At 71.3% G+C, this 14,631-nt stretch carries 13 protein-coding genes and 1 pseudogene; 11 read left to right on the top strand and 3 right to left on the bottom strand.

What is annotated here, in order from left to right; genetic code table 11:
• Positions 1-55 precede the first annotated feature (55 nt).
• The 8 genes from ACTZWW_RS17240 (at position 56) to ACTZWW_RS17205 (ending at position 9,459) form a co-directional block, all read left to right on the top strand.
• Positions 56-1,255: an amino acid ABC transporter permease gene (locus ACTZWW_RS17240; RefSeq protein ID WP_444782207.1), complete on the top strand. Its 1,200-nt coding sequence runs from the start codon at positions 56-58 to the stop codon at positions 1,253-1,255.
• 19 nt (positions 1,256-1,274) lie between these two features.
• Positions 1,275-2,417: an amino acid ABC transporter permease gene (locus ACTZWW_RS17235; RefSeq protein ID WP_444782226.1), complete on the top strand. Its 1,143-nt coding sequence runs from the start codon at positions 1,275-1,277 to the stop codon at positions 2,415-2,417.
• Positions 2,418-2,435: 18 nt separating this feature from the next.
• Complete coding sequence (locus tag ACTZWW_RS17230) at positions 2,436-3,227, top strand: amino acid ABC transporter ATP-binding protein (protein WP_444782206.1); 792 nt, start codon at positions 2,436-2,438, stop codon at positions 3,225-3,227.
• 262 nt (positions 3,228-3,489) lie between these two features.
• On the top strand, positions 3,490-4,128 hold the full coding sequence (locus tag ACTZWW_RS17225; protein ID WP_444782205.1) for a methyltransferase family protein: 639 nt from the start codon (positions 3,490-3,492) through the stop codon (positions 4,126-4,128).
• A complete protein-coding gene (locus ACTZWW_RS17220; protein WP_444782204.1) occupies positions 4,125-4,634 on the top strand; it encodes a GNAT family N-acetyltransferase in 510 nt (169 codons plus the stop codon). The genes ACTZWW_RS17225 and ACTZWW_RS17220 overlap by 4 nt, the downstream gene beginning before the upstream one ends.
• A gap of 109 nt (positions 4,635-4,743) precedes the next feature.
• On the top strand, positions 4,744-5,751 hold the full coding sequence (gene thiL, locus ACTZWW_RS17215) for a thiamine-phosphate kinase (RefSeq protein WP_444782203.1): 1,008 nt from the start codon (positions 4,744-4,746) through the stop codon (positions 5,749-5,751).
• Positions 5,752-5,760: 9 nt separating this feature from the next.
• Complete coding sequence (locus tag ACTZWW_RS17210) at positions 5,761-7,047, top strand: MFS transporter (RefSeq protein ID WP_444782202.1); 1,287 nt, start codon at positions 5,761-5,763, stop codon at positions 7,045-7,047.
• A 231-nt stretch (positions 7,048-7,278) separates the two neighbouring features.
• Positions 7,279-9,459, top strand: coding sequence for a sodium-translocating pyrophosphatase (locus tag ACTZWW_RS17205; RefSeq protein WP_444782201.1), 2,181 nt, complete (start codon positions 7,279-7,281; stop codon positions 9,457-9,459).
• Positions 9,460-9,519: 60 nt separating this feature from the next.
• Here ACTZWW_RS17205 and ACTZWW_RS17200 read toward each other — a convergent pair whose 3' ends face one another.
• Positions 9,520-9,897, bottom strand: a complete 378-nt coding sequence (locus tag ACTZWW_RS17200; protein WP_444782200.1) for a VOC family protein — start codon at positions 9,895-9,897, stop codon at positions 9,520-9,522.
• A 203-nt stretch (positions 9,898-10,100) separates the two neighbouring features.
• Here ACTZWW_RS17200 and ACTZWW_RS17195 point away from each other — a divergent pair, with 203 nt between their 5' ends.
• On the top strand, positions 10,101-11,072 hold the full coding sequence (locus ACTZWW_RS17195) for an NAD(P)H-dependent flavin oxidoreductase (RefSeq protein ID WP_444782199.1): 972 nt from the start codon (positions 10,101-10,103) through the stop codon (positions 11,070-11,072).
• Between the two features lie 20 nt (positions 11,073-11,092).
• Here ACTZWW_RS17195 and ACTZWW_RS17190 read toward each other — a convergent pair whose 3' ends face one another.
• Positions 11,093-12,454 (bottom strand): TIGR03808 family TAT-translocated repetitive protein, encoded by a 1,362-nt coding sequence (locus ACTZWW_RS17190; protein ID WP_444782198.1) that lies wholly within the window; start codon positions 12,452-12,454, stop codon positions 11,093-11,095.
• 98 nt (positions 12,455-12,552) lie between these two features.
• Between ACTZWW_RS17190 and ACTZWW_RS17185 the strand changes: the two genes are divergently transcribed.
• Positions 12,553-13,359: a class I SAM-dependent methyltransferase gene (locus ACTZWW_RS17185; RefSeq protein WP_444782197.1), complete on the top strand. Its 807-nt coding sequence runs from the start codon at positions 12,553-12,555 to the stop codon at positions 13,357-13,359.
• Positions 13,360-13,422: 63 nt separating this feature from the next.
• Entirely contained in the window at positions 13,423-13,794 is a 372-nt protein-coding gene (gene crcB / locus ACTZWW_RS17180) for a fluoride efflux transporter CrcB (protein WP_444782196.1), read from the top strand.
• Between the two features lie 19 nt (positions 13,795-13,813).
• Here crcB and ACTZWW_RS17175 read toward each other — a convergent pair.
• Positions 13,814-14,631, bottom strand: a pseudogene (locus ACTZWW_RS17175) (histidine kinase); the annotation flags it as partial.

Raw genomic sequence — 14,631 nt, 5'->3', positions numbered from 1 at the left:
ATCGGCGTGATGACTTCGACCGGCGCGGACGCGCCGGCTTGTGGAGGGTGACAAGTTGGCGAGCGTCGTCGAGCAAGCGCCGCCGCGAGCCTCGTTGATCTACGATCCGAGGGTCCGCGGCTTCTTCTTCCAGGGCGTCCTGGTTCTCCTCATCGGATGGATGGCCTACGAGGCCGTCAGCAACGCGGTCGACAACCTGCGGGCCGCGCGGATCGCGTCCGGCTTCGGCTTCCTCGAGCAGCCCGCCGGCTTCGACATCAACCAGACTTTCATCGAATATTCGTCGTCGATCTCGACCTACGGCGACGCTCTGATCGTCGGCTTGCTCAACACCTTGATCGTGGCCGCGATCGGCATCGTGCTCGCGACGATCATCGGCTTCGCGGCGGGCATCGCGCGCCTGTCGAAGAACTGGATCCTCCGCAAGGTCGCCTCGGCCTACGTCGAGATCATCCGCAACCTGCCGCTCCTGCTCCAGCTACTCTTCTGGTACAACGCGGTGCTCTCGTCGCTGCCAGGGGCGCGCGACGCGATCCAGCTCGCGCCCGGCTTCTACCTGAGCGTCCGCGGCCTCTCGCTGCCGGCGGCCGTGTTCGACGACCGCGCGGTTCTCATCCTGATCGCCTTCGTCGTGGGCATCGTCGGGGCGTTCCTGGTGAGACGCTGGGCGAAGGCGCGCCAGGCGGCGACCGGCGAGCAGTTCCCGCTCGGGCTCACCACCCTCGGCCTCGTCGTCGGCTTCCCGATCCTCGCCTGGCTGCTCCTGACATTGACCGGCGGCACGCCGATCACGTTCGACGTCCCGGTGCAGGGCCGCTTCAACCTCACCGGCGGCTCCCAGCTCTTCCCCGAGTTCGTCGCGCTCGTGCTCGGGCTCGCGATCTACACCGGCGCCTTCATCGCCGAGGTGGTGCGCGCGGGCATCCTCGCGGTCTCGCGTGGCCAGACCGAGGCGGCATCGTCGCTGGGCCTCAAGCCCGGCCAGACGATGCGCTTCGTGGTCATCCCTCAGGCCATGCGCGTGATCGTGCCGCCGCTGACGAGTCAATTCCTGAACCTGACCAAGAATTCCTCGCTCGCGGTCGCGATCGGCTATCCCGACCTCGTGCAGGTTTTCATGGGCACGGTGCTGAACCAGACCGGCCAGGCGGTGGAGGTGGTGGCGATCACCATGGCCGTCTACCTGATCATCTCGCTGATCACATCGTTCTTCATGAACATCTACAACCAGCGCATCGCGCTGGTGGAACGCTGAGGAGGGCGCCGTGACCGTCATGACCCCTCAGCGGAGCTTCGTGCGCACCGCCTCGGTCGAGGCGCTGCCGGCGCCGCGCAGCGTCGCCGGGCCCGTCGCCTGGATGAAGGAGAACCTGTTCTCCGGGCCGATCAACACGGCGGTGACCGTGCTGATGGCGTGGTTCCTGTTCTGGATCATCCCGCCGATCCTCGACTACCTGTTCTTCGACGCGGTCTGGACCGGCGACAGCGGCGCCGCCTGCCGCGAGGACACGACCGGGAGCGAGGTCGGGGCCTGCTGGGCCTTCGTGATCGACCGCGTCAACTACTTCCTCTACGGCTCCTATCCGGTCGATCTGCGCTGGCGCCCGAACATCTTCTTCCTGGTGCTCGCGGTGGGCATCGTCTGGATGCTGTGGCTCGACGCGCCCCGGCGCGGGCTGGGCGCGATCTACTTCTTCGTCGTCGTGCCGCTGGTGTCGTACTGGCTGCTCGCCGGCTTCCCGGCGATCGGCCTCGAGCGCGTGCCCACCGGCGTGTGGGGCGGCATCCTGGTCACGATCGTGGTCTCTGCGGTGGGCATCGTGATCTCGCTGCCGGTGGGCGTGCTGCTCGCGCTCGGACGACGATCGAACCTGCCGATCGTGCGGCTCGTGTGCGTGATCGTCATCGAGTTCACCCGCGGCGTGCCGCTGATCACCGTGCTGTTCATGGCCAACACGATGCTGCCGCTGTTCCTGGCGGAGGGCATGACCGTGGACCGCCTGGTCCGGCCGCTGATCGGTGTCGCCTTCTTCGCCTCCGCCTACATGGCCGAGGTCATCCGCGGCGGCCTGCAGGCGATCCCGAAGGGCCAGTACGAAGGCGCGATGTCGCTCGGCCTGTCCTACCCGAAGATGATGTACTTCATCATCCTTCCCCAGGCGCTGCGCATCGTCATCCCGGGCATCGTCAACACCTTCATCGGCCTGTTCAAGGACACGACGCTCGTGTCGATCGTCGGCATCTTCGACCTGATCCGCACGATCGAGTCTTCTCGCCTCGATCCGGCCTGGGCCGCGCCGTCGGTGAACTATTCCGGTTATGCCTTCGCGGCAATCTTCTACTTCCTGTGCTGCTGGGGCATGTCCTGGTACTCCCAATCCGTCGAGCGTCGGCTCGCGGCCAGCGAAAAACGTTGATCGAGAGGGGATCGAGCGATGGCTGACACGACGAGCCTGGAGAAGCCGCAGACGGCGCAGAGCCAGGCCTCCAACACCGAGATCGCCGTGGAGATGCGGGGCGTGCACAAGTGGTTCGGCGAGTTCCACGTGCTGCGCGACATCAACCTGCGCGTCATGCGGGGCGAGCGCATCGTGGTCTGCGGCCCGTCCGGGTCGGGCAAGTCGACGATGATCCGCTGCATCAACCGGCTGGAGGAGCACCAGAAGGGCCACATCATCGTCGACGGGACCGAGCTCACCAACGACCTCAAGCGGATCGACGAGATCCGCCGCGACGTCGGCATGGTGTTCCAGCACTTCAACCTGTTCCCGCACCTGACGATCCTGGAGAACTGCACGCTCGCGCCGATCTGGGTGAAGAAGATGCCCAAGAAGGACGCGGAAGAGATCGCGATGAAGTATCTCACCCGCGTCAAGATTCCCGAGCAGGCCAACAAGTATCCCGGCCAGCTCTCCGGCGGCCAGCAGCAGCGCGTCGCGATCGCCCGCTCGTTGTGCATGAACCCGCAGATCATGCTCTTCGACGAGCCCACCTCTGCGCTCGACCCGGAGATGGTCAAGGAGGTGCTCGACACGATGGTGTCGCTCGCCGAGGAGGGCATGACCATGATGGTCGTCACCCACGAGATGGGCTTCGCCCGCCAGGTCGCGGACCGGGTGATCTTCATGGACTACGGCCAGATCGTCGAGATGAACGAGCCGGAGGCCTTCTTCTCCAACCCGCAGCACGAGCGCACCAAGCTGTTCCTCGGCCAGATCCTTCACTGAGGCACGTGGGCCCCGTGCGGCCCGGCGGATCCGGCGGACGTTCGCGCAGCGACGCCCGCCCCCCGCCGCAATCGCGCGTCCCAGGGTTCCCAATTCCCCCGGTTCGTGGTGTACTTCGCCTCGCGCCGGTGAGAGCGAGCCGACAGAGCCGCCCCCGTGAGCGCGCGGGAAGCGTACGGCTCCGGTGCGACAGACGCGACGCACCATGGGTCGAAACCGGCCGTTCGCCGGTGGGGGCTCGGTCGCGCGAAAGGTCGCTCACGTGGACGCGCTCGATTTCGGGCGGGCGGCGCTCGCCTGCTATTTCACCTTCATCGCGGTGTTCTACACCGCGAAGCTCTTCGCCCTGCGTGCGCGCACCGGGCGCTCGCACGAGCATCGCGGCGCCCCCGGCTCGGCGCAGCGCGTCGGGCGCCTCCTCTTCAACGGCTTCCGGCTGGCGATCTGGGGCGTGTGCGTCGTACGCGTGCCCTATCCGGGGCTCGACGCGGCGCTCGGGCGCTTCGACCCGCTCTACACCCCCGCCGTCGTGGCGGGCGGCCTCGTCTTCCTCGTCGCCTCGCTCGCGCTCGTCGTCTACACCCACTCCTACATGTCGGAGGACTGGATGTCGGGCGTGAGCGAGGAGGGGCCGCGCCGGCTGATCACCGGCGGGCCCTTCGGCGCCATGCGCCATCCGCTCTTCGTCGCCGTGGCGCTCGGCCAGATCGGCTTCTTCCTGGCCCTGCCGAGCGTGTTCTCGCTGGTGAGCCTGCTCGTCGGCCTCTCTGTGCTGCGCGTCCAGGCGCATGTCGAGGACCGCGCCCTCGACGCTCGCTTCGGCGACGCGTGGCGCGACTACGCCGAGCGCGTCCCCGCCTTCGCGGTGCCGGGGCCGTTCCGCCGCAAGGTGCGCGGATGACGATCCGCCTGAGGCCGCTGGCGGAGGGCGACGCGCCGCGTCTCGCCGCCCTCGAGCGCGCCTCGCGCCGACGTTACGCCGACCACGGCGGCGCGCTGGCCTGGGTCGCGGAGATGCCCGCGATGCCTCCCGAGCGCTTCGATCGCGGCGACACCCTCGTCGCGGACGGCGCCGACGGCACGCCTCTCGGCTACGTGCTGCTCGAGCCGCTCGACGGCCTCCTCTACATCGTCGGCATCGCGGTCGCGCCGCAGGCCGGCCGGCGGGGCGTCGGCCGCACGCTGATGCGCGAGGCGGAGGTCCGCGCGTCCGCGCAGGGGCTCGGCGGGACGAGCCTCGCCACCTTCCGCGAGCCACCGTGGAACGGGCCCTGGTTCCGGCGCCTCGGCTATACCGCGATGCCCGAGCATCGGATCGGCCCCGGCCTCGCCGCCGTCCTCACGCGCCACGCGGGGCTCGTGGACATGGCGACGCGCGAGACGCTCTGGAAGCCGGGTGCGCAGTAGGGCCGGGCGCGTGCAGCCGCGCCGAGCTGCGCGCTTGCGCAATCGCGCCGATCACGCATATGTCGGGCAGCGACCAACCACCGGTGCGGTGCTGGAAGAAGGTGCCCTCATGTCCGATCCCGCGCAGGACGACGCGCATCTCACCGAGGACGACCTGATCGCGCGCTACTTCCGCCCCCTGGCGGGGGAGGGGGCCTTCGGGCTGCGCGACGACGCGGCGCGCATCGTCCCGGGCGAGGGGACGGAACTCGTCGTCACCGTCGACACGCTGGTCGCGGGGGTGCACTTCTTTCCCGACGATCCGCCGGGCGCGATCGGGCGCAAGGCGCTGGGTGTCAACGTCTCCGATCTCGCGGCGAAGGGCGCGCGCCCGCGCGGCTTCCTGCTCTCGGCCGCCCTGCCGCGGGACGTCTCCCTGCGCTGGCTCGGCCAGTTCGCCGCCGGGCTGAAGGATGCGGCGGACGCCTATCGCTGCCCGCTGCTCGGCGGCGACACGGTGAAGACGCCCGGGCCGCTCGCCCTTTCGGTCACGGCCTTCGGCGAGACGCCCCGAGGCGCCATGGTCCACCGCTTCACGGCGCAGCCCGGGGACCGCATCGTCGTCACCGGCACGATCGGCGACGCGGCGCTCGGCCTCCTCCTGCGCACGGCGCCGGGCGCGGCCTGGACGGAGGCGCTCGGCGTCGATGGGCGCGTCTTCCTCACCGACCGCTACCTCCATCCGGCCCCGCGGCTCGGCGTCGTCGAGGCGCTTCGGGCGCACGCCCACGCGTCCATGGACGTGTCGGACGGGCTCGCGGGGGATCTCGCCAAGATGTGCCGCGCCTCCGGGGCGAGCGCCGAGGTCGATCTCGCGCTCCTGCCGCTGTCCGAGGCCGCCCGCGCCGCGCTCGCCGCCGATCCGACCCTGATCGACACGATCGTCACCGGCGGGGACGACTACGAGATCCTCTGCACCATCCCCGATCCGGCGCTCGCGCCCTTCCTCGACGCGGCCGAGCGCGCGGGCGTACGCGCCACCGCGATCGGCAGCATCGTGCCGGGCGACGCGCTTCCCGTTTTCCGTGACGCAGGCACGGAGACGCGCTATGCACGGGGTTCGTACAGCCATTTCTGAGCGGGCGGGATGACCAAAGCGAATGCCGGAGCCGTCGAGGCGGATGCCGCGGCGTACCGGCCGGGCACCGACGACGCGCTCGCCCGCCGCAACGCCTTCGTCATGGCCGGTGCGCAGGCGCTCGGCGGCGCGAACCCGGCGATCGTGATCTCGCTCGGCGGCATCGTCGGCCAGCAGCTCGCCGAGAACGACGCCCTCGCGACCCTGCCGGTGAGCCTGCTCAACCTCGGGCTCGCGCTCGGCACGATCCCCGCGGCCCTGGTGATGCGCCGCTTCGGCCGGCGCGCGGGGTACGTGCTCGGCGCGACGATCGGCGTCCTCGCGGGGACGATCGCCAGCGTCGGCATCGCGCGCGAAGCCTTCCTCCTGTTCTGCCTGGGCACGTTCGTCGCCGGCTTCTACGGTGCCTACGTTCAATCGTACCGCTACGCCGCGGCCGACAGCGCGAGCCCCGCCTTCAAGGCGCGGGCGATCTCCTGGGTCATGGCGGGCGGGCTCGTCGCGGGGATCGTCGGGCCGCAGGTCGTCATCCTCACGCGCGACGCGATCCCGCAGGCGCCCTTCGCCGGGGCCTTCCTGGCGCAGGCGGGGCTCGCGCTCCTGTCGATCCTCGTGGTCTCGCGCTTCCGTGCGCAGGGCGAGCCGCGGGCGCAGGGCGCCGTCGGCGGGCCGGGAGCGGCGTCGACGGCGACCGTTCCCGCCGCCGAGGCGAGTCGGCCCCTGCGCGTGATCGTGCGCCAGGGGCGCTTCGTCATCGCGGTCTGCGCCGGGCTCGTCTCCTACGGGCTGATGAGCTTCCTCATGACGGCGGCGCCGCTCGCGATGGTGGGCTGCGGGCTGCCGATCGAGACGGCGGCGCTGGGCATCTCCTGGCACATCCTGGCGATGTTCGGCCCGGCCTTCTTCACGGGGCGGCTGATCGAGCGCTTCGGCAAGGAGACGATCACCGCGATCGGCCTCGTGATGATCGCGATCGCCGCCGCGATCAACCTCGGCGGCCTGTCGGTCGCCAATTTCTGGGGCGGGTTGATCCTGCTCGGGGTCGGCTGGAACTTCGGCTTCATCGGCGCGACCGCGATGGTGACCGACTGCCACCGCCCCGAGGAGCGCGCCAAGGTGCAGGGCGCGAACGACTTCCTCGTCTTCGGCTCGGTGGCCGTCGCCTCCTTCTCCGCCGGAAAGCTGCTCGACGTCGGCGGCTGGGAGACGCTCAACTGGCTCGTCTTCCCGCCGATCGCGGTGGCGCTGGCGCTCGTCGCTCTGCAGGCGCGACACAAGCGGCTTTCGGCGGCCTGAGGCCGTCGCACGGCGCAGATCGCGGGCCGCAACGGCATCCGCCGCCGGAGAACGGCGGAATTCGGTGCATCCCGCGCCCGTCGGCCGCAAGTCTCGTTTGCGCACCGCCGCAAAGTTTGGCACGACTCCTCCCGGAAACCTCATGAGGGGGCGAGCGCCGGCCCCGGCGCGTCGCGCACGTGCCGGCATGCAACGGACAGCGGCGCCGACCCCGATCCCAAGGACGGTCAGATGCTCGTACTCACACTCATCATCCTGGGCGGTGCGTTGTCCATCGCCTACGGCCTGTGGGCCATCAACGATGTCATGAAGCGCGATGCCGGCACCCTGCGGATGCAGGAGATCGCCGGCGCGATCGCCGAGGGCGCGCAGGCCTACCTCAAGCGTCAGTACATCACGATCGGCATCGTCGGCGTGATCCTCTTCGGCGTGATCGTCTGGCTGCTGGGGATCTGGGTGGCGATCGGCTTCGCCATCGGCGCGATCCTGTCCGGCGCGGCCGGCTTCATCGGCATGAACGTGTCGGTGCGCGCCAACGTCCGCACCGCCCAGGCGGCTGCGACGTCGCTCGCCAAGGGGCTGGACGTCGCGTTCAAGTCGGGCGCGGTCACCGGCATGCTGGTGGCCGGCCTCGCGCTGCTCGGCGTCGCCGTCTACTACACCGTCCTCACCCGCGGGCTCGGCTACGACTCGGGCTCGCGCATCGTCATCGACTCGCTCGTCGCGCTCGGCTTCGGCGCCTCGCTGATCTCGATCTTCGCCCGCCTCGGCGGCGGCATCTTCACCAAGGGCGCGGACGTCGGCGGCGATCTCGTCGGCAAGGTCGAGGCCGGCATCCCCGAGGACGACCCGCGCAACCCCGCGACCATCGCCGACAACGTCGGCGACAACGTCGGCGACTGCGCGGGCATGGCGGCGGACCTGTTCGAGACCTATGCCGTGACCTTCGTCGCCACGATGGTGCTCGCGGCGATCTTCTTCGCCGGCCAGCCCGGCATGGAGACGATGCTGCTCTACCCGCTCTCCATCGGCGCGGTGTGCATCGTCACCTCGATCGCCGGCACGTTCTTCGTCAAGCTCGGCTCGAACTCCTCGATCATGGGCGCCCTCTACAAGGGCTTCATCGCGACCGGCGTGCTCTCGATCGCGGCGATCGCGCTCGTCAACATCCTGCTCTTCGGCGGCTTCTCCGCGGAGTTCACCGCGGTCGTGCCGACGCTGGGCGGCGGCGAGAACGTCACGGTCTTCACCTCGCTCGACCTGTTCCTCGCGGCCGTGCTCGGCCTCGTCGTCACGGGTCTCATCGTCTGGATCACGGAGTACTACACCGGCGTCGGCTTCCGCCCGGTGCGCTCGATCTCGCAGGCGTCGGTGACGGGCCACGGAACCAACGTCATCCAGGGCCTCGCGATCTCGCTCGAGGCGACGGCGCTGCCGACGGTCGTGATCTGCGTCGGCATCATCGGCGCCTACCTGCTGGCGGGCCTGTTCGGCATCGCCATCGCGGTCACCGCGATGCTGGCGCTCGCCGGCATGGTGGTGGCGCTCGACGCCTTCGGCCCGGTGACGGACAACGCCGGCGGCATCGCCGAGATGGCGGGCCTGCCCAAGGAGGTCCGCCGCTCCACCGACGCGCTCGACGCGGTGGGCAACACCACGAAGGCGGTCACCAAGGGCTACGCCATCGGCTCGGCGGGCCTGGGCGCGCTCGTGCTCTTCGCGGCCTACACGTCGGACCTCAACTACTTCATCCTCGAGGCGAACGCCGAGGGCTCGACGCAGTACCAGTACTTCCAGGGCGTCGTCCCGGACTTCTCGCTCGCCAACCCCTACGTGGTGGTGGGCCTGCTCCTGGGTGGCCTGATCCCGTTCCTGTTCGGCGGTATCGCCATGACGGCGGTGGGGCGCGCGGCGGGCGCCGTGGTCGAGGAGGTGCGCCGGCAGTTCAAGGAGAAGCCCGGCATCATGGCCGGTACCGACCGTCCCGACTACGGGCGCGCGGTCGACATGCTCACCAAGGCCGCCATCCGCGAGATGGTGGTGCCCTCGCTGCTGCCGGTGCTCGCGCCGATCGTGACCTACTTCGTCATCTACGCGGTGGCGGGCAAGAGCCAGGCCTTCTCGGCGGTGGGCGCCATGCTCCTCGGCGTCATCGTCACGGGCCTGTTCGTGGCGATCTCGATGACGTCCGGAGGCGGCGCCTGGGACAACGCCAAGAAGTCCTTTGAGGACGGCTTCGTCGACAAGGACGGCGTCAAGCACATGAAGGGCTCGGAGGCCCACAAGGCCTCCGTCACCGGCGACACCGTCGGCGATCCCTACAAGGACACGGCGGGTCCCGCCGTGAATCCGGCGATCAAGATCACCAACATCATCGCCCTGATGCTGCTCGCCGTCCTCGCCCACATGTGAGGACGCCCGCGGGGACGAGCGCCCGTCCCGGCCGCGCAGGCCGGGGCGGGCGCCATCGTCTCAGCGCGCCGGCGTCATCCAGCCGATGGCGACGCCGCGCGAATCCGCCACGATGGCGATGCGGCCCACATCAGGCACCTCGAAGGGCTCGCGCAGCACGCTCCCGCCTCGAGCCCGCGCCGCCGCCAGGGCGCCGTCGAGGTCGTGGACGCTGACATAGGCGAACCAGGTCTCCGGCCCGGCCTCGTCGCCCATGTGCGCCGTGTCGAACAGGCCCGCGACGGCGGTCTCGCCCACCATGGCGACGCTGTAGACGGTGCCGTCGCCCATCGGCATGTCCTCGAACGTCCAGCCCAGCGTCGCTCCGTAGAAGGCCTTCGACGCGGCGACGTCCTGCGTCATGAGCTCGTTCCAGTGGAAGTACCCGTGCGGTGTCATGGCTCCTCTCCTCGGGCGCGCCATGCGCCGGGGCGGACCGTAACCCCGCGCGCGCGTCCGCGGCATCCGGACGCATCCCGAGCGGAGGCGCCGTCCCGATCGTTCGGCTGCACATCGCCCCCGCGTGCGCTTGCCAGCGGTCCTCGAAACGTCCATGTCGGCAACGACCCCGCCCGCGCCCGAACCTCGCCGGAGACCTCCCCGTGCCGCTACCCGCCATCCTCCAGGGCCGCCTGCGCCTGCCCGTGATCGCCGCCCCGATGTTCATCGTCTCGGTGCCGGAGCTCGTCATCGCGCAGTGCACGGCGGGGATCGTCGGCTCGTTCCCGGCGCTCAACGCCCGACCGCCGGCGCTGCTCGACGAGTGGCTGGCGCAGATCCGCGAGGCGCTCGCCGCCCACGACGCCGCGCATCCGCAGGCGCCCGCCGCGCCCTTCGCCGTGAACCAGATCGTGCATCGCTCGAACGACCGGCTCGAGCAGGATCTCGCGCTGTGCGAGAAGCACCGCGTGCCGATCGTCATCACCTCGCTCGGCGCACGCCCGGAGCTGAACGATGCCGTCCATGGCTGGGGCGGAATCACCTTCCACGACGTGATCAACGTGCGGTTCGCGCACAAGGCGCTCGAGAAGGGCGCGGATGGGCTCGTGGCGGTCGCCGCCGGCGCGGGCGGGCACGCGGGCGGGCTCTCTCCCTTCGCCCTCGTCCAGGAGATCCGCGCCTTCTTCGACGGCCCGCTCGCCCTCTCCGGCGCGATCGCAACCGGCCGGGCGGTGCGCGCGGCCGAGGTGATGGGCGCGGACTTCGCCTATATCGGCTCGCCCTTCATCGCCACGACGGAGGCGCAGGCGAGCGAGGGCTACAAGCGCATGATCGTCGAGAGCGCGGCCGACGACATCCTCTACACGCCGTACTTCACCGGTGTGCCCGGCAACTACCTCAAGCCCTCGATCCGCGCCGCCGGCATCGACCCGGATACGCTCGCCGACAAGGAGCGCCAGGCGATGGACTTCGGCGCTTCCGGTGCGGACGCGAAGGCCTGGCGCGATATCTGGGGTGCGGGGCAGGGCATCGGCGCGGTGCGCGACGTCGTGCCCGCCGCCGAGCGGATCGCCCGGCTCGCGGCGGACTACAACGCGGCGCGCACGATGGAAGGCCGGGTGCGGCTTCGCTGAGGCATCCGGAGGCGGCGGCGTCACCCCACCGCGTTGCCGGTGATCGTCAGGTGCGCCCACGCCTCCGCGCCCTCGCGGGCGAGGTCGCCCGTCGCGACCTCGTCCCAGCGATGGCCGAGGATGGCGCCGCGGCGGGCGCCCGTGATCAGGTTCGAGGCGACGAGCACCGGCCCGGCACCCTCCACCACGCTGACGACGACGCCGACCCCGCAATCGCGCAGCACGTTGCCGGTGGCGGCGACGTTGCGCAGGTAGGGCCCCCAGCCGAGCCGCAGGCCCTCGTCGGGCACGCCGTCGACGACGTTGCCGGAGATCGCGGCCTCGGCCTCCGCGAAGATGCCGTAGCTGCGCGCCTCCTGACCGCCCTCCACCGCCGGGCGGCGGAAGAGGTTGCGCACGACGTTGCCGGTGATCGCCGCCATGCGCCCGCCCTCGTTCAGGTTCGTCGAGACGATGCCGTGCGCCGCGCCGTCGACGACGTTCGAGGCGATCACCGCTCCCTCGAAGCCGAACTCGGTGAACAGCGCCACCTCGCCGCAGGCGCGGGCGCGGTTGGAGACGATCTGCACGCCGTCTCCGCCGTTGTTGCGCACGGCGGAAAAGGCGCACTCGGCTATGACGTTGTCCGCGACCACCACGCCGCCGGCGCGGAAGACGTTGATGCCGTTGCCGTTCTCGCCGGTGCCGCCGGAGCGCGCGGCGATCCGCGCGATGCGGTTGCCGAGAACCTGCGCGCCGTCGTCGCCCTTCTGCGAGCGCCAGATCTGCACGCCGTTGTCGAGGCAGTCGACGACGGAATTGCCCGCGACGGCGAGCCCCGTCGCGTCGAGCGAGAACAGGCCGACCCGCGCACCGGCGATGCTGCAGGCGGACACCCGCCCGCCGCAGCGCTCGAGCCGGATCGCGATACCCGGCGCGCCGGCGAGCGCGACGTCCTCGATCACGAGATCGCCGACGTCCTGGAAGGCGACGAGCGGCGCGTCGCCGACGCCGGCGCCGAGGCCCTCGATCGAGAGCCCCGCGAGCCGCGCCGCGGGGGCCCCCGCCGCGGAAATCACCGGACCGCCGCTCGCCTGCCGCAGCCGCGCGGTGCGCGGGCCGAGGAGCACCGCGCCCGCGGGCATGCGCAGGTCGGCGACGGGATAGTCGCCGGGTGCGAGCGCGAGCGGCCGTCCCGCGGCGGTCGCGGCCTCGAGCGCCTGCTGGAGCGCGAACGTCCGCTCGGTGCCGTCACCAAGCACGCCGAAGCTCTCGGCGGAGAGGGCGGAGGCGAGGGCGGGACCACCCGCCGCGAGGAGCGCGGAGCCGCCGAGCGCGGCGCCGAGAAGCGCCCGGCGGTCGGGGCGCGGCGGCGGCGGGGGATGGAGCGGCGCGAGCGACATGGCGGAGGTCTCCTCTCGCCGCGACCGTAGCCGTACGCGGTTGACGCAGGGTTTGCGGCGCGCGAGAGAGCACGACCGCCATCCAGAAGATTCCTCTCATGCATCCCAGGCTCCGCAGCATCCTCGCCGCGCGTCGGCTCGATCCCGCCGCCTTCGCGGACGCCTGCGCGCGGGCGCAGGCGATCGTCGGCGATCCGCAGCCGCCGAGCGCGCGCATGCGCATCGCCGCCGCGCTGATGAGCGTCCCCGGCGGGCGCGCCTGCGATGTCGGCGGCGGCGTCTCGATCTACCCGCTCGTCGCTCGCCTGATGGGGACCGAGGTGACCGTGGTCGACGCTCTGCGCGGATGGGCGGGCGATGTGCGCCCGCGAATGGAGGCCCTGTCGCGCGCGGGCCTCCGCTTCGTCGAGGCGGACGTCGAGACGATGCGGCTGCCCGAGGCTGAGTACGACGCGGTCGTCGCCTTCGAGACGATCGAGCACCTGCCGCACTCGCCGCGGCCCGTGCTCGAGAAGATGGTGGCGGCCCTCGTCCCCGGCGGGCGGCTGTGCATTTCGGTGCCCAACATCGCGCGTCTCGACATGCGCCTGCGGCTCCTCGGGGGCCGCTCGCCGCACGAGAGCGTGGTGCACTTCTACCGGGAGGGCTCGCCCTTCTGGGGGCATCACCGCGAGTACACGATCGACGAGCTGCGCTGGATCGCCGGCGAGCTGGGGCTCGTGGCCATCAGCGGCTTCGGGGTCAACGTCACCTACGAGAGCCGCAAGCGCAAGAACCCGCTCCAGCGGCTGCTCCTGCGCCTGGACGATGGCTTCGGGCTCGGCGATCGTCTTCTGCCTCATCGCCTGCGCCATCACGCCTGGCTCGAGGCGACGAAGCCGGCTCCAGGCGCCGCGCCGGCTTGACACGCCCGCGGGCGGGCGACAGAGGGGGGCGCTTCCGTCCCGTGCCCCTCGCGAGGTCCGCCCGTGTCCGCCCTCACCGTCTTCCTCGGCGCCGGCCTCGGCGGGGTGCTACGCTGGCTCGTGGGCCTCGCGGCGGTGCGCGCCTTCGGGCCGGCCTTCCCGTGTGGCACGCTCGCCGTGAACGTCGCGGGCTCGTTCGCGATGGGCCTCGTCGCGACGCTCGTCCTCGCCCGCCTGCCGTCGGAAACCGTGCGGCTCTTCCTGATGACGGGCCTGCTCGGCGGCTTCACGACCTTCTCGGCCTTCTCGCTCGACGCCGCCGCGCTGGTGGAGCGCGGCGCGCCCGGGCTCGCCGCGGCCTATGTCGGCGCGTCGGTGGTGCTCTCGCTCGGCGCTGTCGCGGCGGGGCTGCTGCTCGGGCGCGCCCTCGCCTGAAGGGCGGGCGCGGACGGGCTCAGTTCGCGCCGGCGCTCACCGTGCTTTCGCCCCATTGGGCGAAGGCCTCGTCGATGATCCGGTCGCCGGACGTGCCCTTCTCGAAGGAGAGGATCGCGCGCTGGCCCGACGCGAGGCGCACCGGCAGGTCGATCCAGTTGCGCTCGGTCATCAGCACCGTGTTGCGCTCGATGTCGCGGGGCAGGTTGGAGAGGCCGATCAGGAAGAGGTTGTCGCGCACCGGCACCGGCAGGCCCGCCACCGGCGCGCCGCGGATCGTCTCCTCGTCCTTGAGCTGCAGGAGGCCGATGTCGCGCACGCGCCGCGATTCCATGTCACCGGTCTCGAAGGAGAGGTCGATCGTGTGGGACGCCGGGAGCGTGGGGTCGAGGTTGCGGCGAATGAGCATGACGAGCCGCAGGCGCGGATCGGGGATCTCGACGGTGGCGCGCACGACGGGCTCGCCCTGGCCGCCCGGCTCGACGGTCCAAACGGCGCGGCCGGCCGCGGCGCGGGGCTCGCCCTGCGGGTTGAGCGGATCCTCCTCGTAGAGGACGGCGCGCTGGGCGACGGCGATGGTGCCGTCCTGGTCGCTCGCGAGCGGGGGGGCGTCCGGCTGCTGCGGCGCGGCGACCGCCGCCGGGACCTCCTCGCCGATCCGCTCGACGATCTTGCCGTCCTCGACCGGCGGCGTCGCGCCGGGGGCCGGTGCCTCGGCGACGAGGGCCGGAGGGTCGTCGCCGAGCGACAGCGCGGTCGCGGCGATGGCGCCGATCACCGCGGCGACGGCGCCGGCGATGATGGCGATGCGCGCACGTCCGCCGCCGGCCGCGGCCT

The sequence above is a fragment of the Salinarimonas sp. NSM genome, assembly GCF_052380005.1.
Classification (GTDB): Bacteria; Pseudomonadota; Alphaproteobacteria; order Rhizobiales; family Beijerinckiaceae; genus Salinarimonas.
The sequence above is the reverse complement of the archived record's forward strand: the minus strand, read 5'-3'. Positions and strand labels throughout refer to the sequence as shown.

Bases quoted from the DNA above. Each gene is read 5' to 3' on its own strand.
- ACTZWW_RS17205 (WP_444782201.1), top strand. From the start codon at position 7,279: ATGCTCGTACTCACACTCATCATCCTGGGCGGTGCGTTGTCCATCGCC.
- ACTZWW_RS17210 (WP_444782202.1), top strand. From the start codon at position 5,761: ATGACCAAAGCGAATGCCGGAGCCGTCGAGGCGGATGCCGCGGCGTAC.
- ACTZWW_RS17185 (WP_444782197.1), top strand. From the start codon at position 12,553: ATGCATCCCAGGCTCCGCAGCATCCTCGCCGCGCGTCGGCTCGATCCC.
- ACTZWW_RS17190 (WP_444782198.1), bottom strand. From the start codon at position 12,454: ATGTCGCTCGCGCCGCTCCATCCCCCGCCGCCGCCGCGCCCCGACCGC.
- thiL (WP_444782203.1), top strand. From the start codon at position 4,744: ATGTCCGATCCCGCGCAGGACGACGCGCATCTCACCGAGGACGACCTG.
- ACTZWW_RS17220 (WP_444782204.1), top strand. From the start codon at position 4,125: ATGACGATCCGCCTGAGGCCGCTGGCGGAGGGCGACGCGCCGCGTCTC.
- ACTZWW_RS17235 (WP_444782226.1), top strand. From the start codon at position 1,275: ATGACCCCTCAGCGGAGCTTCGTGCGCACCGCCTCGGTCGAGGCGCTG.
- ACTZWW_RS17230 (WP_444782206.1), top strand. From the start codon at position 2,436: ATGGCTGACACGACGAGCCTGGAGAAGCCGCAGACGGCGCAGAGCCAG.
- ACTZWW_RS17200 (WP_444782200.1), bottom strand. From the start codon at position 9,897: ATGACACCGCACGGGTACTTCCACTGGAACGAGCTCATGACGCAGGAC.